Origin of the sequence: Sphingopyxis sp. (genome assembly GCF_016793825.1) — a bacterium.
Taxonomy (GTDB): Bacteria; Pseudomonadota; Alphaproteobacteria; order Sphingomonadales; family Sphingomonadaceae; genus Sphingopyxis.
On record NZ_JAEULM010000021.1, the window covers coordinates 150240 to 170254 of the forward strand.

Annotated in this window: 17 protein-coding genes and 1 tRNA gene; 7 read left to right on the plus strand and 11 right to left on the minus strand. The window is 64.9% G+C overall.

The features are described from left to right. Positions 1-16: 16 nt before the first annotated feature. The gene (locus tag JNM03_RS06985; protein ID WP_294035603.1) at positions 17-892 is read right to left on the minus strand and encodes a MurR/RpiR family transcriptional regulator; all 876 of its coding nucleotides are present in this window, start codon (positions 890-892) and stop codon (positions 17-19) included. A gap of 138 nt (positions 893-1030) precedes the next feature. Here JNM03_RS06985 and iolG point away from each other — a divergent pair, with 138 nt between their 5' ends. Continuing rightward, complete coding sequence (gene iolG, locus JNM03_RS06990) at positions 1031-2014, plus strand: inositol 2-dehydrogenase (RefSeq protein WP_294035604.1); 984 nt, start codon at positions 1031-1033, stop codon at positions 2012-2014. A gap of 425 nt (positions 2015-2439) precedes the next feature. Here the strand turns inward: iolG and JNM03_RS06995 are convergent, their stop codons facing one another. The 4 genes from JNM03_RS06995 to JNM03_RS07010 form a co-directional block, all read right to left on the minus strand. Then, entirely contained in the window at positions 2440-4980 is a 2541-nt protein-coding gene (locus tag JNM03_RS06995; protein ID WP_294035605.1) for a TonB-dependent receptor, read from the minus strand. Positions 4981-5151: 171 nt separating this feature from the next. Continuing rightward, the gene (locus tag JNM03_RS07000) at positions 5152-6489 is read right to left on the minus strand and encodes a sensor histidine kinase (RefSeq protein WP_294035606.1); all 1338 of its coding nucleotides are present in this window, start codon (positions 6487-6489) and stop codon (positions 5152-5154) included. Continuing rightward, entirely contained in the window at positions 6486-7151 is a 666-nt protein-coding gene (locus JNM03_RS07005; protein ID WP_294035607.1) for a response regulator transcription factor, read from the minus strand. Before JNM03_RS07005 ends, JNM03_RS07000 begins: the two co-directional genes overlap by 4 nt. Then, positions 7151-7459 carry a PepSY domain-containing protein gene (locus tag JNM03_RS07010; protein ID WP_294035608.1) on the minus strand — a complete coding sequence of 103 codons (309 nt, stop codon included), beginning with the start codon at positions 7457-7459 and terminating at the stop codon, positions 7151-7153. The genes JNM03_RS07005 and JNM03_RS07010 overlap by 1 nt, the downstream gene beginning before the upstream one ends. Positions 7460-7604: 145 nt before the next feature. Here JNM03_RS07010 and JNM03_RS07015 point away from each other — a divergent pair, with 145 nt between their 5' ends. Then, positions 7605-8828, plus strand: a complete 1224-nt coding sequence (locus tag JNM03_RS07015; protein ID WP_294035655.1) for a histidine-type phosphatase — start codon at positions 7605-7607, stop codon at positions 8826-8828. Positions 8829-8837: 9 nt separating this feature from the next. On the opposite strand, the gene JNM03_RS07020 is transcribed toward JNM03_RS07015, so the two are convergent. The 3 genes from JNM03_RS07020 to JNM03_RS07030 all read right to left on the minus strand — a co-directional run bounded on the left by JNM03_RS07020 (position 8838) and on the right by JNM03_RS07030 (position 12955). Continuing rightward, positions 8838-10862: a TonB-dependent siderophore receptor gene (locus JNM03_RS07020; protein ID WP_294035609.1), complete on the minus strand. Its 2025-nt coding sequence runs from the start codon at positions 10860-10862 to the stop codon at positions 8838-8840. Between the two features lie 180 nt (positions 10863-11042). Continuing rightward, complete coding sequence (locus JNM03_RS07025) at positions 11043-12698, minus strand: hypothetical protein (RefSeq protein WP_294035610.1); 1656 nt, start codon at positions 12696-12698, stop codon at positions 11043-11045. A gap of 180 nt (positions 12699-12878) precedes the next feature. Continuing rightward, a tRNA-Arg gene (locus tag JNM03_RS07030) sits at positions 12879-12955 on the minus strand. Between the two features lie 100 nt (positions 12956-13055). Between JNM03_RS07030 and JNM03_RS07035 the strand changes: the two genes are divergently transcribed. After that, on the plus strand, positions 13056-14132 hold the full coding sequence (locus JNM03_RS07035; protein WP_294035611.1) for a putative sulfate exporter family transporter: 1077 nt from the start codon (positions 13056-13058) through the stop codon (positions 14130-14132). A gap of 29 nt (positions 14133-14161) precedes the next feature. Here the strand turns inward: JNM03_RS07035 and JNM03_RS07040 are convergent, their stop codons facing one another. Next, entirely contained in the window at positions 14162-14920 is a 759-nt protein-coding gene (locus JNM03_RS07040; protein ID WP_294035612.1) for a zinc-ribbon domain-containing protein, read from the minus strand. 158 nt (positions 14921-15078) lie between these two features. Between JNM03_RS07040 and ftsE the strand changes: the two genes are divergently transcribed. From ftsE to JNM03_RS07060, 4 genes are read left to right on the plus strand one after another with little or no spacing between them, the layout of a single operon-like run. Then, complete coding sequence (gene ftsE / locus JNM03_RS07045) at positions 15079-15801, plus strand: cell division ATP-binding protein FtsE (protein WP_294035613.1); 723 nt, start codon at positions 15079-15081, stop codon at positions 15799-15801. Beyond that, positions 15798-16703, plus strand: a complete 906-nt coding sequence (locus tag JNM03_RS07050) for a cell division protein (RefSeq protein ID WP_294035614.1) — start codon at positions 15798-15800, stop codon at positions 16701-16703. Before ftsE ends, JNM03_RS07050 begins: the two co-directional genes overlap by 4 nt. Then, entirely contained in the window at positions 16700-17230 is a 531-nt protein-coding gene (locus JNM03_RS07055) for a YdcF family protein (RefSeq protein ID WP_294035615.1), read from the plus strand. Before JNM03_RS07050 ends, JNM03_RS07055 begins: the two co-directional genes overlap by 4 nt. A 5-nt stretch (positions 17231-17235) precedes the next feature. Continuing rightward, positions 17236-17982: a 1-acyl-sn-glycerol-3-phosphate acyltransferase gene (locus JNM03_RS07060; RefSeq protein ID WP_294035616.1), complete on the plus strand. Its 747-nt coding sequence runs from the start codon at positions 17236-17238 to the stop codon at positions 17980-17982. Positions 17983-17993: 11 nt separating this feature from the next. Here JNM03_RS07060 and JNM03_RS07065 read toward each other — a convergent pair whose 3' ends face one another. Further along, entirely contained in the window at positions 17994-18899 is a 906-nt protein-coding gene (locus JNM03_RS07065) for a prephenate/arogenate dehydrogenase family protein (protein WP_294035657.1), read from the minus strand. Beyond that, complete coding sequence (hisC, locus tag JNM03_RS07070; RefSeq protein WP_294035617.1) at positions 18896-20002, minus strand: histidinol-phosphate transaminase; 1107 nt, start codon at positions 20000-20002, stop codon at positions 18896-18898. Before hisC ends, JNM03_RS07065 begins: the two co-directional genes overlap by 4 nt. Positions 20003-20015 lie beyond the last annotated feature (13 nt).

Here is a 20015-nt window from a genome sequence, read left to right on the forward strand (position 1 = left end):
GTCGGAATTTGGAATTCTATTTCGAACGCCGCGATTTTGGGGTGGGCGCGCGCGTCGATTCGAACGCGAAGTTGATCACCAGCGCCTGCGCGAGGCACATCGATGCCGACAACGAACGGAATTTCCGCACTTCCGACTCGCGCACCTGCAACACATGCTCCGCAGGCTTCGCGACCGGGCTCACCAGACTGTCGCTGATCGCGAGGACTCGCCCGCCGTTCGCCTTGGCGGCATTGACCACCGCAATCGTCTCTTCGGAATAGGGATGAAAACTGATTGCGATCAGCAGGTCGTCGGGACCCATGGCATGAACCTGCTGCAGCCCCAGGCCGCCGACCCCGTCGATGAACACCGCGCGCTTGCCGGCCTGAAGCAGCGAGTAGGCGATATAGGATGCTACGGGAAAGGATCGGCGAAAGCCAGCAACATGCACCGTGTCCGCCGCGATCAGCAGGTCGACCGCCGCTTGCATGTCGGCGCCGCTGACCGTCTGCAACAAGTTCTGGATCGCAAGGCTGTTGCCCTCGACGAACTCGGATAGCAGGTTCGCAGGCTCGGCATCCTGCGCACTGGTCGTCTGGTCCAACTGGCGCACCCGCTCCGAATAGCCGAGCGCGGCATTGTTGCTGAGCAACCCGTCGCGGAACAGGCGCTGCATCTGACTCGCGCCTTCGAACCCGAAGCCCTTGGCAAACCGCACGATCGCCGACGGCTGAACGCCGCAGCGGTCCGCGATGACGGCCAGTGTTTCGAGCGCGATGTCGTTAGGCTCGTCAAGAATATAGCGCGCGATCTGCTTGAGCCGCTTGCTCAGCGTTTCGTATCGGCTCACGATCTCGGCGCGCAACTCTTCCGCCGAAGCCGGGGCAGTCGGGACGTCGGTCAACTTCATTCTCCCGCTTCATCAAAAAAACGGAATATCTGTTCAAAACTTGTAACGCAACTGTCGCCCTGTGCCATTTTCCACGCTATAGAATAATTGTTCCATCAGTATGTGAGGTGGAATTTGGTTTCAACTGGAGAGGTTTGAATGCACGATATCGCACTGATCGGCGCCGGCAGGATCGGCAAAATCCATGCGGCGAATCTTGCTGCAAGCCCGCGCCTGCGGCTAACAAGGGTCGTCGATCCCTTCCCCGAAGCCGCCGCGGCGGTCGCGGCCCGCTATGACGCACGTGTCTCGACGATCGAGGAAGCGCTCGCAGATCCATCGATCGCCGGGGTCGTGGTGGCGAGTTCGACCGACACCCACCTTCCCTACAGCCTGGCCGCGGCCGAAGCCGGGAAAGCGATCTTCTGCGAAAAGCCGCTTGATCAGGATCTGGCCGCCGCGCGCGAATCGGCCGCGCGCTTCGAAGCGCTGCGCGCCCGCCTGTTCCTCGCCTTCAATCGCCGCTTCGACCCGAACTTCGCGGCCCTGCAGGCACGGCTTGCGGACGGCGCCGTCGGCGCGCTCGAAACGCTGCACATCATCAGCCACGATCCCGCCCCGCCGCCGGTCGACTATGTCACAATATCGGGCGGCATCTTCAAGGATATGGTCATCCATGATTTCGACATGGCGCGCTGGCTGCTGGACGAAGAGGTGACCGAGGTTTTCGCGAGCGCTTCGGTGCTCGTGGACCCGGCAATCGGCGCGGCGGGCGATTCCGATACCGCAAAGACCATCCTGCGCACCGCGTCGGGTCGGCTCTGCATGATCTCGTCGAGCCGCCGAAGCGGATATGGCTATGACCAGCGGATCGAGGCCTTCGGGTCAAAGGGTATGATCCGCGCGCAGAACCAGCTCGAAACGACGGTCGAGACGTGGGGCGAGAGCGGGGCCGCCGCCGACCGCTTCCAGAACTTCTTCCTCGATCGCTACGCGGTCGCCTATGCCCGCGAGGCCGAACATTTCGCCGACATCCTGGACGGTGGCGCACCGCTCGTCGATTTCCGCGACGGCGTTGCGGCGCTCGCGCTCGCCGAAGCCGCCGCGCGGTCGGCACAGACGGGCGAGCGCGTGCTGCTGTAATTTGCTGGTCGTCAGCAATTGACCGATTGCGGGGTTTGTCTCCCCTCCCGCTTGCGGGAGGGGAAAGCGGCTCGCGGCTGCAACGTTCCCCGCCTAAACTGGCTGGGCCTTCGGATAGGCCTTCCTACAATATCCCGCTATGCCGGCATCCGCCTGGGGTTCCCTGGCCCTAGGCTCTTTCACTCGGTGGACAAGGACGGTCGCGGCCCGGCTTGCGGGTACCGCCAAAACCTTGCGCGTCCAGCGCATTGCGCGGGCCAAATCAGGCCAAATCGCGGATGAACGGGGCTGAACTTTCCTGAACTTTGGAACAAGGCATTGGCGGATTTCCGCTCCTGAGCCGACAGCACCGCAACCATCGACAGCCGCCAAAAAGAAAGGGGCCGAGTTTCCCCGGCCCCTGCTCCAGTGCGACCCGCAGGGGATCAGAATTTGAACTGGACCCCCGTCTTGACCGAATAGCCGTAACGTTCGACCTCGTCGGTCCGCGACGAAATGCCCTGGAAGACACGATAGGGTTCATCGTTGAGGTTCGATCCTTCGAGGAAGATCGTCACATTTTTCACGATGTCGTACCCGATGCGCGCGTCCCACTGATTGAAAGCGCCAACATAGAGGTCGGTATCGGTATCTTCGCCCGGCTCAAGCAGATAGGCCGAACGGTAGGTGTAGGCGATCCGTGCCGAGAGGCCGCCCTTTTCATAGGAAAGGAAGGCCGACGCCACGCGGTTCGACTGGCTTGCCAGCGGCAACCGCTCGTCACCGCGACCCGGAATGCCCTTCGCCCGCGATTTCACGAACGTGATGCTGCCGCCGACGCTGAAGCCGTCAAGCGGCGACGGCAGGAAGCTCAGTTCGGTTTGTGCGTTGATTTCGATGCCCTTGACGAACGCACTGTTGGCGTTGACCGGCATCGTCACCTGCGCATCGACCAGCGCCTGCCCCGCGAACGTGCCGCTCTGATCGATCGTCGCCGAGTAGATCGGATTTTCGATCGTCTTGTAGAAGCCGGCAATGCTGACGATACCCTTGCGACCGATGTAGAATTCGCCAGCAATGTCATAGTTGGTCGAGGTGAGCGGTTTCAGATCGGGGTTACCCCTCGTGACTTCGTTGTCCGCCGTGTTCACGACCGTCGTCGGCGCAAGTTGTTCATAGTTGGGCCGGCCTATCGCGCGCGTCACCGCAGCGCGCAGAACAAGTGACGGTGTCGCGTTCCAGCGCAGGTTCAGGCCGGGGAACCAGTCCGAATAGCTTTGCGACCCAAAGCTGTCGTACGCCTTGTCGAGATCGGCGATAGTCGTGGTGTCGAGAATGTCCTTGGCCGCATAATTGCTCTTCGTCTTTTCCATGCGTACCCCGGGGATCGCAGTGAACTCCCCGAACTTCAACGTCGCCATCGCATAGGCAGCGAAGATCTTTTCGCGGATCAGATAGTCGGCCGCCAGGCTGTCGCCGACCGTCCCCTCCTCGTCCAGTTCGAACCCGGTCAGATTGGACTGGAAGAAGCCGTCGGCCGCCGGACGGCTGATCGTCGCGCCGAGCGGGTAGCGGCCCTTGAAGATGCTATCGATCGGGGCACCTGCAACCTGATCGAGCGTGAAATCGTCATCATAGTCGCCATAGATCACCGATTCGGCGTCATTCGTCTTGCGCCGCCGCGTGTATTTGGCACCGACCTGGATCGAGCTGTCGTCGCCGATGGCGATCGGCGTGCGGAAATCGGTGCGCGCCTGATAGAGATCCTCGCGCGCGCGGCGATGTTCATAACTTGTTTCGTCGAATTTATACTTGGTCGCATCGAACGCCGCCGCGCTCGACTGATACACCGGGATCGACCCCGACAGATCATAGGACCCGGTAATATTCTTTGCGGCAAAGATGATTTCGTCGCGATGCGGGTCACGCTTGTTAGCCTGGGTATAGCTACCCTCGACACGCAGCCAGCTCGGCCCGAGATCGAATTCGCCGCCAAACGACGAGGTGAAGGTGTCGGAATCTTCTTCGCGCGAGCGCAGGGCGCGCTTTGCCTTGGCGGCGGCGAAATCGCCGCTGGTCGCGGTCTGGTTCGTGATTTCCTCGTCGTCCAGGTCGACCTGGAATCCGGGGCGCGATTCCTTGTCCTTATATTTGGAATAGAGGAAGCGCGCGAAAACCTTCGCATCATCGGTCGGGCGCCAGTCGAAATTGGCGACCGCGCCATAGCGCTGACGGCGGGTGTGATAGTCGCGGAGCGTCTGGCGCAGCGGCACGAATTCGCCGTTCACCTCCTCCCATTTGCCGCCCGACTGGACGTTCTGCGCCTCGAACTCGCGGTTCGAATAGTTGAGTGCCAACACGACCCCGAATTGCCGGTCGGGACCAAAGCGCGATCCGATCGACGCATCGAACTCATAGGGATGCTTGCCGTTCAGGTCGTACTTGCCATAGGCGGCGCGCAGGCTGCCAAACGTCCCCGGTCGGTCGAAGGCCGACACCGTTTCGATGTTGGCGGCGCCCGCGATCGCATTGGCATCCATGTCGGGGGTCAGGGTTTTCGACACCGTCACCGCGCCGATCAGCGCCGAAGGGATATCGTCGAGTTTCACCTGGCGCGAATCGGGTTCGGGAGCGGCCGCGGTCTGACCGTTGAGGGTAACGTTGAGCAGGTCCGGCGACACCCCGCGAACCGTCAGGTAGCGGCCTTCGCCCTGATCATTGGCGACACTGAGACCCGGCAGGCGCCGCAGCGTTTCGGCGACATTCTGGTCGGGCAGGCGCCCGACGTCATCGGCGCGCACTTCATCGACCTGCGTATCGGTGTTGCGCTTCGTTTCAAGGGCGGCGCGATCCGCGGCGCGGCGGCCGCTGACGACAATCGTGTCGTCCTGCCCCGCCGTGGTCGATGCATCCTGCGCCCAGGCACCCGTCGCCGGGACGGCCAGACATGTCGTTAGCAAAAGCGCCCGTGCGAACCGCCGTGTCATTGTATTGCCTCTCCTCCCCGGCACGACTCCCTGTCGCGCTCGTTCGGACAGCATAATGACATAATTATTCTATATTGCAAGTGAAATAGAATATATCTTGCACATCGATGGCGAAAGACACGAATTATCAGGGCGCGGGGCACCCGTTCTGACACGAAGCTGACAGAAAGTTCAGTCGGATAGCGTCCAGTGCACTCGGACCTCGAGTCCCCCGAGCGGCGACCGCGCAAGCCCCAGCTCGCCGCGCGTCGCTTCTGCGAGTTCACGGGCGATCGCCAGACCAAGTCCATGGCCTTCGTTCGCCGAATCAAGGCGGGCACCGCGCAGAATCGCTTCGTCGCGTTGCGCCGTATCGAGCCCCGGGCCATCGTCGCCGACGAGCAGGATGCGCACGCCACCCACGGTCTCCACCGAAACGCGCACGAGGCGGCGAGCATGCCGCGCGGCGTTTTCAAGCAGGGGACCAAGCAGCTCGGCGGCATCGTCGCTGGCGAGCGGCAGCGTGGTGTCTTCATCGCAGGCCAGCGAAAAAGCGACGCGCTCGCCAGCCTCGGTCTGTTCGATGACCGCGACGAGGCGTTCGATCAGCGGCAACGCCAGCGTGCTTCGTCCTTCGTGGACAAGGCTGATCCGCGTCCGCGCCAGTTCGCCGTCGATAGCGGCGCGCACTGCCGCAATCGACGAGTCGAGACCGTCGGCAATCGGCACCGCCCCGCTTTCGCGCGCGCGCGCGCTCTGAACAGCCAGCGCGGCGAGGGGCGTCTTGAGTCCGTGGGCCAGATCGGCGGCGCGGCGCCTTGCCCGCATCAGATCGGCCTCACGCGCATCGGCGAGCGCGTTTATCGATTCAGTCAGCGGCGCCAGCTCGCGGGGATAAGTGCCGCCAAGACGGGCCGAAGCGTCGCGGCGGAGTCGCTCGACCTCCTGCCCGACACCGCGCAGGGGACGCAGCCCGAGACCGACCTGCGCCCAGGCCGCGAGCGCGAGGACGATCCAGAGGAGCGTCAGGAACAGCACCATTTCGCGCCCGAATTCGCGTTGCGCGGGTGCGAGCTTGGCAAGGTCATAGCCCAACTGGACGATAACCGCGGGCTCCTGCGGCTGAAGACGGATCGCCCTCTCCATCAACAACAGCCGCTGTCCGAAAGGACCAGCCGTGCGGCGGATATGCCAGGCATCGGCCGGCGCCGTCGCTGTACGCGGCAGGCGGCTGTCCCACAGCGAAATCGATCGGATCGTCCCCTTGGCGGTCGAGGCCTGCCAATAAAGCCCGCCGGCGGGAACCGCGAAGCGCGGGTCGGCGGGTTCGGACCCGGCAACCGGCATACCCCCCGACAGGCGAAGGTCGGCAAGCAGCGGCCGAACCTGGACCAGAAGTTCGTCCTCAACGCGCCGCTCGACATGTCCATTGAACAGCCAGGTCATCGCGAACCAGGCGACGATCAGCGCCAACGCGATCGCAACCCCGGCTCCCGCGATCAGCCGAAGCCGGAGCGATCCGCTCTTCATGCGGCGGCCACTGGCAAAAGATAGCCGAAGCCGCGCCGGGTCGTGATCGTATCAGCGCCCAGCTTGCGACGCAGCCGCGCGATCAACGCCTCGATCGCATTGGCGTTCTCGGCATCGGCGTCGCCATAGAGGTGGTCTGACAATTCGGTCGCCGGCACCGCTCGACCGGCATGATGTGCGAGATAATCGAGGAGCCGGTATTCGAGGGGCGACAGCTTGACGAACGCGCCGTCGAGCGTCGCTGTCATGCGATGCGTGTCGATCCGCAGTGGCCCTGCTTCGAGCGTCGGGCTCGACCGCCCCGCCGCCCGCCGGATCAGGCCGCGAACACGCGCCACCAGTTCCTCCATCGCCCAGGGCTTGGCCATATAGTCGTCGGCACCGGCCTCGATTCCGGCGACCTTGTCGGTCCATTCGCCGCGGGCCGACAGAATCAGGACGGGAAAGCTGCGCCCCGCATCGCGCCAACGCTTGACGACCGACAGGCCATCGAGCCGCGGCAGGCCGAGGTCGACGATCGCGACGTCATAGTCCTCGACATCGCCGCTGAACCAGGCCTGCTGTCCGTCTCCGGCAAGGTCGACGACGAAGCCCGCCGCCGTCATCCCGCGAACGAGCTCGGCAGCAACGACCGGATCATCCTCGACCACCAATGCGCGCATCAATCATCCTCGATCTTGATCACCCGGCCGGTCTTGGCGTCGATTTCGACCTCGCGCACCCTGCCGCCGGCGGTCAGGATTTTCACCTCATATTTGAACCCGAAGGATTCGCGTTCCAGCTTGACCTTCAGAACGTCACCGGGAACGCGCTCGGTTGCGATCGCGAGGACGCGCGCAATCGGCAGAATTTCTCCCCGCGCCAGAGCCGCGCTGGCGGCAAGCTGGTCGGCCTTGTCATCCTTCGCAAGCGAAAGGGCGGGGGTGGCGATGGCGGCCATGGCGGCCAGCAGGATCAGGGTCTTTTTCATGCTGGCGATCCTGCCACAGCGGCGCTGACATTATGCTGACATCGCAGCGGGAATATTTCTTCGGAGAACCGCATTGATGAAATATATTTTCTGATTTATGTAATGTCGATAAATTTGTTCCGAACGGGAGAGCGCCGTGAAGCGAATGTTCCTTTTGTCGACCGCCCTGCTGGCGGCCTGTGCCGCGCCCGGGCCCGGCACCGACGCATCGACCCCGGCGCCCGAAGAATCGCTGAAGCTGGAAAAGGTCGTGATGCTGATGCGCCACGGCATCCGTCCGCCGACGAAGGCTGCGGTGGTTCCGCCAGGCTATTCGACCGAGCGGTGGCCCGACTGGCCGGTCGACTTCGGGCTGCTCACTCCGCGCGGCGCGGCGGGCGTCAAGCTTCTCGGCGAAAGCGATCGCGCCTATTTCGGCGCGCGCGGCCTGTTCGCCAGCGGCTGCCCGGCGCCCGGCACGGTCGTCCTGAAGGCTAGCTACAAGGAACGTACGATCAACACGGCGCAAAGCTGGGCGGCTGGTTTCATGCCCGGCTGCGCGGCCGACGTCACCCACCCGGCGGGTGCCGACGACGATGCGATCTTTCATGGGCTCGACGGCGGTCCGGTCTCGTTCGACGGCAAACGCGCCTTCAACGCAGCGCTCGCTCAGGCGCCCGAAGGCGGCCTCGCCGCCGAAACCGAACGCCATCGCGGCGAACTGACGCTGCTGGCAAGAGTATTGAACTGCGCGCTGCCGACGTGCCCTCTCATCGCCCAGCCGAGCCGGCTGGTCGCCCAGCCGCACGACCGCCCCGATCTCGAAGGCCCACTCGACGTCGGGTCGACCGCCAGCCAGACGCTGCTCCTCGAATATCTCGAAGGCAAACCGATGGCCGAGGTCGGATGGGGCCGCGTCAGCCGCGCGGAGATCGAACAGCTCCTGCAGTTCCATCCGCTGAAATTCCGCTACGCGAACCGTCCGGGCTATATTGCCGCCGCCGCCGCTGCGCCTATCGTCAGCGAAATCGTCTCCGCGCTTGGTGGGAAAAGCGCGGCCCGCCTGACCTTGCTCGCGGGCCACGACACGAATGTCGCCGACCTCGGAGGATTCTTCGATCTGCATTGGCAGGTGCCAAGCTATCCGGCGGACGAGGTCCCACCCGGCAGCGCGCTGGGTTTCGAGCTTGTCAGCAATAGCAAAGGCGACCGCTATGTCCGCGCCTTTTATCGTTCGCAGACGATGGACCAACTCCGCGCGCTCGAACCGCTGGGCGCCGGCGACTCGCTGTTCCGGCGCTACCTTCCGATTCCGGGATGCGGAAATTCGGTTGCGGCGACTGCCTGCGGTTGGACCGAATTCGCGCGGCTCGCCGCCCCGCGAGGCTGAGCCCGCGGCCTATCCGCCGAAACTGCGCTGGACGGTCAACCCAACATAGCGGCCGCTGCGCAAAACCCGCAGTTCGCGATAGCGCAAGCCGCTATCGCCGCGAACGCCGGCATAAATGTCGCGTGTCCGCGTCGCAGGGCTGTCGGTCAGATTCTTGCCGAACAGACGGATCGTCCAGCGCGTGTCCGGATGATATTCGGCGAACAGATCGAGCCGTCCGCCCAGACTGTCATCCTCGACCTCCTCGACCTTGAAGCTCGTCTCGGTGCGGGCAAAGGCATAGCTTCCGCCCCAGCGCATCTTCCACACCGGAATATCGTGGGTCAGCGAGATCCGGGCCTCGACCGGCATGTCCCCCGAGATGCGGCGGCGCTCGCCGGTTGACGGATCGGTGGCCCGACTGCGCCGCGCCAGCAGGTCGGCGGTCACAACGACACCCTTCGCGCCGAGACCATCGAGCGGCCATTTCAGCGATGCCTCGACGACGTCGCGACGCGCGTCGCCGATGTTGCCGACCGCATCATAGACGACCCCATCCGCAATCAGGGGAAGCTGGTCGACAAGGTCCGATATCCATTCGCGCCGGACCGAGGCGGTGAACGAGCCCGCGCCGAACCGCCGTTCATAGGCAAATTCAAGACGCCAGAGGCTGTCCGGTTCCAGGTCGGCATTCCCCGCACTGACCGTTCCGTTGGTGAGCGAGGCAGCGCCGACGAAGTCACCGAAATCAAGTTGCCCGACCTCGCGCTCGAACAACAGGCGCAGCGTCTGATTCGCGGTCGGCGTCCAGCTCAATCGAGCGCGCGGCTTCCAGAAAGCGAGCGTCTTGACGAGGTCGATATCGCCCGTCTGCGACAGGCGCGACATTTCATAACGCACGCCGATTTCGGCGGTCACATGGGGACCGAGCGGATGGCTGCCCGTCGCAAACAGTTCGGCGCGGCGCTCCGACACCCGGACATCGGCTTGCGGGAGGATGACCGGCAGGCCGTCCTCGGTGAGCGCATTTCGGCTGTCGAGCGTGTTGAGCGCCCCTTCGGCGCCAACCTCGATCGTCGTGCCGCCGCGATGATGACGCAGGGCCGCGCGCACGATGGCCTCGCTGGCGTGCGAACGCTCGTCCGAGATGCTGCTGCCCGACGCCTCCTTCTCGCGATCGATGCCGACCGTCGCGACCGACCGATAGCTTCCTACCACGTCCAGATCCGTGGCCGCGCCCAGCGCCCGCTCATAGCGCAGCCCGCCTTCATAGGTCCGTGCGTGCTCGCGCTCGCTGCCGGTGATCGCCTCGCTCGCCGGGAAATAGATGGCATAGGCGATATCGGCGAATTTCCGCTTGTCCTGCACCAGCCCGTTCAGTCGCAGCGTCCCGCCAAGAACGGGCTGCCGGTAGGCGAGCGTCGCCTGCACGACGTCGGCGCCCTCTGGCTGCGCATAGTCCACCAGCCGCACCGGCGCTCCGTCCGGGGCAAACCGATTGCGGATACCGAAGCCATGCTCATCGTCGATCTCGCGGTACACGGTCCCGAACACGTCGATCACGTGGTCATGGCCATGGCTCGCCTGCACCGAAAAGCGCGGCGCTCGGCGGCCATGCCGGTAGAGCGCCTGTTCGGCCTCGATCCGGCCATTGATTGCGCCGGCCTTGACCAGCACAACGTTGGCGAGCAGCGCATAACCCTGCATGTCATAGCCGGCCGACCCGGCGCGGATCAGCTCGATCCGCTCCACCCGGGCCGCAGGCAGGCGTTTCAATATGGCCTCGAGCGTGTCGGTCTTTCCGGCCGGACGCTGGCCGTCGATCAGGACATTGCCCGCCGCGCCCGAATAGCCGCGCACGTCGGCATCGCCCTCTACAAGCGCAAACCCCGGCAGCAGCGCCACCATTTCATAGGCGTTCGAAGGCTGGGTCCGGTCGAAGAAGTCCTTGTCATAGACCGGACCGCCAACCGCAGACGCATCCTGACCGACCGCCGCCGTGCCCGTGCAGAAGCCTGCCCACACCAGCAGCGCTATGCGAATACCATGAGCCATGCGACGAGCCGTTCCTCCGACAAGCGGGCCGTACCCCGCTCTCGGCGCCTTCTTGGACTCGTTCTGCTGACATCTGCTCGTCAGACCCCGTCAGCTTCCTGTCAGGTCGGCCATCCGCGCAGGTTTCCGGGCAACGGTCGCCAGCGCATCAGCGCCGCCGCGGACGCAGCGATCCTACCGCTATTTCCTGTCGTCCCGATAATAATATGGCCCCAGCGATTCAACGAGCATCCGGGCATCGAGCGTCCGGGCATTGGCCGCATCCGCCTCGACAAAGCGGATCACGATATCGCTCTTGTAGCCAGCTGGTATGCGGCTGATCTCGAATCCCTGGCGACTGGTCGTCTGGAAACGCGCATAATCCTCGCGCCCGACGATCTCGAACGCCGGCTTCTTGTTTTCAAGCGCCAGTTCCGCGGCCCGCAGCAACACCATCTCGCGCACCACGGCCGGCGCAGGCGTCGCTCCGGTCAGCGAAACGCGAACGCTGCCGTCGCCATTCTGATTCGCACTGAATCCATCGGTATTGTCGACGCCCTGAAGAAGCGAGACCCCCATCGTAACCGCGGCCCCAACCAGCGCGCCAAGGATATTCGGTCGCGAACGCTTGTACACCGAGTTGGTTTTGGCGGTCTCAGGCTCGACGACGGCAAGCCAGAGCATCTTGTCGAACAATTGCTTGCGTACGCCCGCTGCCTGCTCATCTGGAATATCGGATGCCGAGGGCGGCGCGACAAAGGGTCGTGAAGCATCTGGAGACGTCGGCTTGTCGCGCATCGCGACGAAGAGATCGGTCGATATGGAATCGAGCGGCAAACTCTTGTCGTTGATCTGCGCTTCGGCGTCCTGTCGGCGGCCCTCCGCCAGCGCGATGCGCGCGTTGATCCGGATATCATAGGCCGCAATCAGGTCGCTATCGCCTTTCAGCAGGCGCTTGCGCGCCTCCTCGCCAAGCGTCGCGGAGGCAGAAGAGGCCAGCGTCTCGTAGCGCGATCTGGTTTCGGCCAGGCTGCGCCTGGCACCCTCGCCATCCCCTGTCGCCGCGCGAGCATAGGCAATAGTCAACCGGCTGCGAAGCTGTTCGCGCGCCGCGTTCAGGTTCGCCAGCGCAGCACGGGAAGGGTCCTTCTTGTCATCCTCGCTCTCCACCAGCGCTGGGGTGGGAATTTCGAGCTGGGTCATTGCCTTGAAATCGCCCAGCAGGGCGAGAAAGGATGTCTGGTAGAGAATGAAATCGGGATCGAGACGATTGGCCGACCGGATTGTTGCGGTCGCCTCCTCATCCTGCTGGCGATGCGTCAGCAGAAGGTGTGCCGCGACCCGCTGCACCTCCACCGCAAAGGGCCGAGCCGCAGCGCTCCGGCGCGCGAGACGCAGCGCCTCGTCGGTTTTGCCCATCCGGTCGTAGACAAGCGCCCGCACCAGGTCGAGTGATACCGCGAAACTCCGCGCATAAAGCGGGTCAGTCGCACTCGGGCCGGCCGCCACACCGGCCGCGTCGATATCCTTCAGTGCCTCGTCCAGCTTGCCGCCGCGCACATAAGCCAGAGCCCGCGCCCGCAACAGGTGCGCCCGCCGAAGCCCTTGCGAAGGCAGGAGCTTCGGGTGTGCCAACGCCGCATCGCAGGCCGAAACGACACCGTTCGTCGCCACCGAAAACTCGCTGAATCGCGCCGCATTGGCCGGCCCGCTCAGCCCTCCAGGCGATTTTCCCGGCTTGCCCAACCCGTCGCAGCTCGCAAAGATGTCGGAATCCGACGCCTGCGCCGACGGCACAGCAACCCCGGCAAGAATGCCGAGGCCAAGCATCAGGAACGTGGCGCGCACTGCGGTCATGAAAGAATCTCCCCGTCGATCCCTTAGACCGACACCGGCGGAGGACGCGACGGGATTTTTTTGGAGGTCCGTCCAATTTGAATACAAACAAAGCACCCAGCGCCAGCGGCGCCGGAAAGCCCGCGATCCGAATCCCGGAACCTCGCCAAAATATAGGATTATCAGTGAATTGCTTGTCTATGGCGCACCCGAAGGGATTCGAACCCCTGGCCTCTGCCTTCGGAGGGCAGCGCTCTATCCAGCTGAGCTACGGGTGCTGATAGAGCGCGGCCTCTAGCAAGAGCGTCGCGCGCCAGCAATGGCCTATCGACCACGGCTTCCGGATATGCGAAGCGGGCTTCAGCGCGGGGAGAGCGTATGCGGGCGTCCGAACATAGCTGGCCGATGGCCGCCGACCTCTATGGCGAGATGCAGCTTGAAGCGCAGCCGCCCGAAAAGCGGAGGTGGCGCGATTATCTGCCCGGGGCATTCGTCACGGGCATCGCCGCGCTCGCCGCGGCGTGGCTAGCCGATCATTATGCCGCACCGATCGTGCTGATGGGTTTGCTGATCGGGCTCGCCCTGTCCTTCCTGTCGCAGGACCGGCGCACTCACGCAGGGCTCGACCTGATGTCGCAGACCGCGCTGCGGTTCGGCATCGTGCTCGTCGGGGCACGAATCACGGCTGGACAACTCGCGGAACTCGGCCCGCTGCCCTTCGCGCTGCTGGTCCTCATCATGCTCGCGGTGATCATCGTGACCGTGGCAAGTGCCCGGCTGTTCCGGCAGGACAAACATGCCGCGCTGCTTGCAGGCGGCGCGACCGCGATCTGCGGCGCGTCGGCAGCCCTCGCGCTCTATTCGCTGATCGGGGACAAGCGGGTGGATCAGGCGCGGTTCACGCTCACTCTCGTCGGCATCACCGTGGCGAGCGCGCTGGCGATGACGCTCTACCCCGTGCTGGCAGCGCAGCTCGGCCTTTCCGAGAGCCAGGCGGGTTTCCTGATCGGGGCGTCGATTCATGACGTCGCACAGGCGATTGGTGGCGGCTTTTCCTTCTCACCCCATGCAGGTGAAGTCGCGACCATCGTCAAGCTGACGCGCGTCGCGTTGCTGGCGCCGATGCTGATGCTCGTCGCGCTCTGGCTCGGGCGCGGGCGCGGGGGAGAAACCGCTGGCGGCACCGACAGGCCGCGCATTCCGCTGCGCCTGCCCTGGTTCATTCTCGGCTTTCTCGCCGTTGCGGCCGTCAATTCGCTCATCGCGATCCCGCAACAGGTGCAAGGGGCGGCCGCCACCGGCGCGCAGGCGCTGCTACTGCTCGCTATCGTCGCCACAGCGATGAAGGCGCGGCTCCACCTGCTGCTCGATCAGGGATGGCGAAGCTTCGCGCCGATCATCGTCGCAACGCTGACAAGCTTTCTTCTCTCGCTTGCCGCCGCGCTCAGCCTGTGACTGCGTGACGTCACACCGGCGGCGGCGATTCAGCCTTTGGGCAGCGCCCAGCTGACGGTCAGTTGCGTCGCGCGGCGCGGAATATCGAGCTTCGCCTCGCTGAAATTGACCTTTTCATTGGGCGGCAGCATCCGCACCGGCGGCTTGATCGTCCAGCTATAGACGATCGTACCCTGCGCATCGCGAAGCTCGGCCAGAATGGGCGGAACCCGCTGCTCGCGGTCGGTCGGGTTGATGATCACCCCCGAGGCCGCAAAATAGATCGTGCCGTCGGCGAGTTCGCGGTGATCCTGGTTCGGTGGCAGCTCGATCACGAGGTCGGGCTCATCGGCTATGCCCGGAATCCCGAGACTCTGCGCCCAGCTCGGCAGACCGAACCAGTATAGTGCAGCCGTCGAAGCCAGCATCAGCGCCGCCGCGCTCGCCGCGATCCACGTCCAGCGCTTCGCCGGGTTGCGCCGCGGACGGCGGAACGGCAGGGGAGTCTCTTCGGCGGGCGGCTGGACAATCTGCGGCTCGGGCGCCGCAAAAGCCTGAGGCGGCGGCGGAGCGGCCGCTTCGGCGACAGGTTCGGGCGCAGGCGGTACAACCGGAAGGACGCTCTCCTCGGCAACCGATGCAGGCGCAGGTTCTGGCGCGGGCGGCGGCGGGACGGTCACCACGGTCGGCGACGGCTCCTGGAACCAGCTATGACGGCAGCTCGCGCAGCGCACGGTTCGCCCTGTCGGTCCTATCGCCGTATCGGGCACGACATAGCGGGTATGGCAGGACGGACAGGCTAGGATCATGACGTCCCTCTAAACACGCCGATTCGCGCGTGGCAAGCGCCGCGTTGCGGTTCGCGCTTTACCTCGGTGGACAGGCGTGTAACAGGCAGGCGCATGAGCGCTCGGGCTCCCCTCTTGTGCGGTTCCGCAAGGGCGCGATGCCGCGCCCCGCTGGCGTCATGACTTCGCCTTCGCGCCCGGGCGGTGCGATGGTCGAATTCAATGGTGTCGGGCTGCGATACGGTCCGGACGCGGAGGTGTTGAGCGACATCAGCTTCAATCTGCAGCCCGGCAGCTTTTATTTCCTCACCGGCCCCTCGGGCGCGGGAAAGACGTCGCTGCTCAAGATGCTCTATCTGGCGCAGCGTCCGAGCCGTGGCATCGTCCGGCTGTTCGGCGAGGATCTCGTCAGCATGCCGCGTCACCGCCTGCCCGGATTTCGCCGCCGCATCGGCGTCGTCTTCCAGGACTTCCGCCTGATTCCGCATCTGTCGGCGCGCGACAATATCGCGCTGCCGCTGCGTATCGCCGGGGTGAGCGAAGAGGATCTGGCAGGCCCCGTGGGCGAAATGCTGAGCTGGATCGGGCTCGACGAGCGTGCGCACGCCTTTCCGCCCACGCTGTCGGGCGGCGAACAACAGCGCGTGGCCATCGCGCGTGCGGTCATCGCGCGGCCACAATTGCTCGTTGCCGACGAACCGACGGGTAACGTCGATCCCGACATGGCGATGCGCTTGCTGGGGCTGTTCGAAGCGCTCAATCGTCTCGGCACCACCGTTGTCGTCGCGACCCACGATATCCACCTGATCAGCCGCATCGAAAATGCGCAGATGATGCGGCTCGAGAAGGGCCGTCTGTCGGACCCGACCGGCGCGCTTCGCTATCCACCGAACCGCTCATGATCATTCCCCGCGTTCCCGCCCAGCATCGCCGCCTGCTTCCCGATCGCCGGCTTTCGGGGCCGACGCCTTGGGTGATCGCAATCCTGATGCTGCTGACGCTGCTCTCCGCCGCGGCGGGTATCGGGCTGGCACGGTCCGCCAACGCGATCGGCGACGCGATCGCCGGCCGAGTCACGGTGCAGATCGTCACCGCCAATCCCGTCACCCGTGCTGAACAGGCCATCGCCCTGCGCCGCACGGCGGCGGCACAGCCGTTCGTCCGCACGGCGCGCGCCGTCGAACAGGCCGAACTTCGCGCCACGCTCGACCAGTGGTTCGGCAGCGCCGAGGGCGACGATCCCGTCCTCAATTCGCTCCCGCTCCCGGCTCTCGTCGATATCGACTTCGTCGGGGAAGATCGCGCCGGTCACATGACGCAACTACGCGCGCTCGTCGCCCGCGAGGCGCCGGGTGCGCGGATCATTCCCCACGCCGAGTGGCTTGGCCCCGTCGCGCGGCTCATCCGTTCGCTTGCCTGGGTCGCCGGGGCACTTGTGATCCTGATGACGCTGGCGAGCGCCGCCGTGGTGATCATGACCGCCCGCGCCGCCCTCGGCACGCATTATACAACGATCGAGATGCTGCATATGATCGGCGCGACCGACCAACAGATCACGCGCCTGTTCCAGCGCCGCATCGCGATCGACACGGCGTACGGCATCGCCCTCGGCAGCGTGGTTGCCGCCCTGATCCTGCTGCTCATCGGCTGGCAATGGTCGGGGGTCACGTCCGGCCTCGCGGAAACGGCTTCGCTTGGCCCTGCCGGCTGGGCGCTCTTGCTGGCGTTGCCGCTATTGGCTATCGCGCTTGCAGCTCTTACGGCGCGGCAGACGCTGCTCGCCGCGCTTCAGAAGATACTATGATCAAGCGCCTGATTTCTCTCCTCTTCCTTGCCTGGGTCCTGGGCTTTGCCTGGTTCGCCCTGCTGCTGCCGCAACCTGCGCCAGCGCAGAAGACCGAGGCGATCGTCGTGCTGACAGGCGGGCCGGGGCGCATCGATCGCGGGCTCGAACGGCTTGAGGCGGGCGATGCCAAGCGCCTGTTGATCAGCGGCGTGGCGCGCGAGGTCAAGCCGAAGGAACTCGCCGCCGAGTACAAGCGGCCGCAAAAGCTATTCGACTGCTGCGTGGCATTGGGGTTCGAAGCCGAAGACACGCGCTCGAACGCGACCGAGGTCGCAACGTGGGTTGCGCGGCGCAACTACAAGAGCGTCCGGCTGATCACCACGGACTGGCACATGCGCCGCGCCCAGTACGAAATCGGTCGCGCCGTCGGCGACAAGGTGACGATCGTGCCCGACGCGGTCCGCAGCCAGCCCAATTTCGCAACGCTGTTCCGCGAATATCACAAATATCTCGCGGGCCTTGCCGGCGGCATTCTGGGTCTCTGATCGCCATGCGCTACGCGATCGCCCTCGTCCGCTCGATCCTGTTCTGGATCCTGTTCGTGATCATGAGCAGTATCAGTTCGATCGGTGCCGTGATCTCGCTGCCGATTTCACATCACGGCACGATCTTCTTTGTCCGCATATGGGCGCAGTTCCATCGGCTGATCTGCCGCTTCGTGCTGGGGCAAAAAGTGGTCGTCGAGGGCGACATGCCCGATATCCCCGTGCTGTACGTGTTCAAGCATGAAGGCGCTTTCGAGACGATCGAACAGCCGATGCTGTTCAGGCATCCCGCCGTTTTTGCGAAGGAAGAGCTGTTCTCGATTCCCGTGTGGGGGCAGGCGGCGCGCTTTTACGGCCTTGTTCCGGTCGATCGCGACGGCGGCAGCAAGGCGATGCGGGCGATGCTGGGCGCTGCGAAGGCCGCACTCGCAAGCGGCCGACCGCTCGTGCTGTTTGCCGAGGGTACGCGCGTGCCACATGGGCTGGCGCCGCCGCTGCGTTCCGGCTTCGCGGGTGTCTATCGCCTGCTCGGCGTCCCGGTGATCCCCGTCGCGGTGAACAGCGGCCTCGTCTACCCGCCGCGGCGCTGGGTCAAGTGGCCGGGAACGATCACCTACAAGATCGGCGAGACGATTCCTGCGGGGCTGCCCCGCGAAGAAGCGGAAGAGCGCGTGCGCGCCGCGATCAACGCGCTGAATCCGCCCGAAGCGTTGCTGGCCGCCAGGCCCGCCGAGTCCGCGATCGGCGACTAAAGATCCTGACCCTAGTGCCGCCGGCCGAAATCGGGTGCCGGATCGTCCTGACCCTCGGCAATGATCGAACGGCGGATTGCACGGGTCCGTGTGAACCAGTCCTCCAGCTTGTCGGCATCGCCGCGCCGGATCGCCTGTTGCAGAACGGTCAGATCCTCGTTGAAGCGTTGCAGCGTGGCAAGCACGGCGTCCCTGTTGGCGAGAAACACGTCGCGCCACATCACCGGATCGCTCGCCGCGATGCGGGTAAAGTCGCGGAAACCGCCTGCCGAATATTTGATGACCTCGCTCTCGGTGACTTCCTCCAGCTCGCTGGCGGTACCGACGATCGTATAGGCGATAAGGTGCGGCAGGTGGCTGGTCACCGCTAGCACCATGTCATGATGCCCGGCATCCATCGTCTCGACCTTTGCGCCCAGCGCCTCCCAAAATCCGCTCAGCGCCGCCACGGCGTCCACGGGGGCATCCACGCCCGGCGTGAGAATACACCAGCGCCCCTCGAACAGGGTAGAAAAGCCGGCGGCCGGCCCGCTGTTCTCGGTCCCCGCAACCGGATGCGCGGGAATCACGATATGGTGGGGCAGCGCCTTGGCCAGCGCGTCGGCGACGCCTGCTTTCGACGAACCGACGTCCGAGATGATCGCATCGACCTTCAGTCCGGGGGCCATCGCCGCCGCGGCTTCCGCCATGCGCCCCACCGGAACGGCCAGGATCACCAGATCGGCGTCGGCGACCGCGACAGCCGGATCGTCCGCGATCCCGTCGCATAACCCAAGCTCGCGCGCCTGATCGCGAACCGCGGCGCTGGCATCATGTCCCGACACCGACGCGAATGGCAGACGCTCCTGGACCGCGCGCGCGATCGACGAGCCAATCAGCCCCAGCCCGACGATCGCGACCTTCCCGATCGCCATCAGCCGGCGAGCGCCGTACGCAGTGCCGCCGCAAGCCCGCGCGTTTCATCTTCGGTGCCAATCGTCAGGCGAAGCGCATGCGGCAGCCCCTGCCCGGGAAGCCAGCGGACAATATAGCCCGCCTCCATCAGCCTCCGGTTCACCGTCTCGGCGCTCACCGCGCCTTCGAAAAGCACGAGGAGGAAATTGGTCGAAGAGGGCACAACCCGCAGGCCATGGTTGCCAAGGCTTTCGATCTCAGCCGTCAGCCAGGCACGCCAGACGGCATTATGCTCGCGGCTCTGCGCCACGAATTCATCGTCGTCTAGCGCCGCGATCGCTGCGGCCTGCCCGCATCGCGTCACATTGAACGGCGCGCGGATCCTGTGCAGCGTCGAAATGACGTCGGCGTTCGCATAGCCCCAGCCGATACGTTCGGCGGCCAGCCCATGAATTTTCGAAAAGGTGCGCGTGACCAGCACGTTCGCCGCATTTTCCGCCAGCTGGAGGCCGCCATCATCCTCGCGATCATCGAGGTATTCGGCATAGGCCTGGTCGAGGACGAGCAGCACATCCGCCGGAAGCCCGGCGTGCAGCCGCGCAACCTCTTCGCGCGTCGACAGCGTGCCCGTGGGGTTGTTGGGGTTGGCCAGATAGACGACGCGCGTCTTGTCGGTCACTGCGGCCAGCAACGCATCGACATCGGTTGCATAATCCTTGTCCGGTGCCTCGACCGGCGTCGCCCCGACACGCCGCGCGGCGATCTCGTATACCATGAAACCATAGCGGACATACAGGATCTCGTCGCCCGGCCCGGCGTAGGCGCTGGCCGCAAGATGCAGCAGCTCGTCCGAGCCGGTGCCGTATATGACGCGCGCCGGATCGAGCCCGAACTTCGCCGCGATCGCCTCGCGCAGCGCCGCGGCGCCGGGGTCGGGATAGCGCGACAGGTCGCCCGCCGCTGCCAGGAATGCCGCCCGGGCCTTGTCGCCAGTGCCGAGCGGATTTTCATTCGCGCTGAGTTTTGCCATGGGGCGACCGTCGGCGCCCGCCGACTTGCCGGGAACATAGGGAGCAATGCCGCTGATCCACGGCTTCGGGGCGAGGGTTGCGCTGCTGTCGGTCATGTCGCGCCGTTAA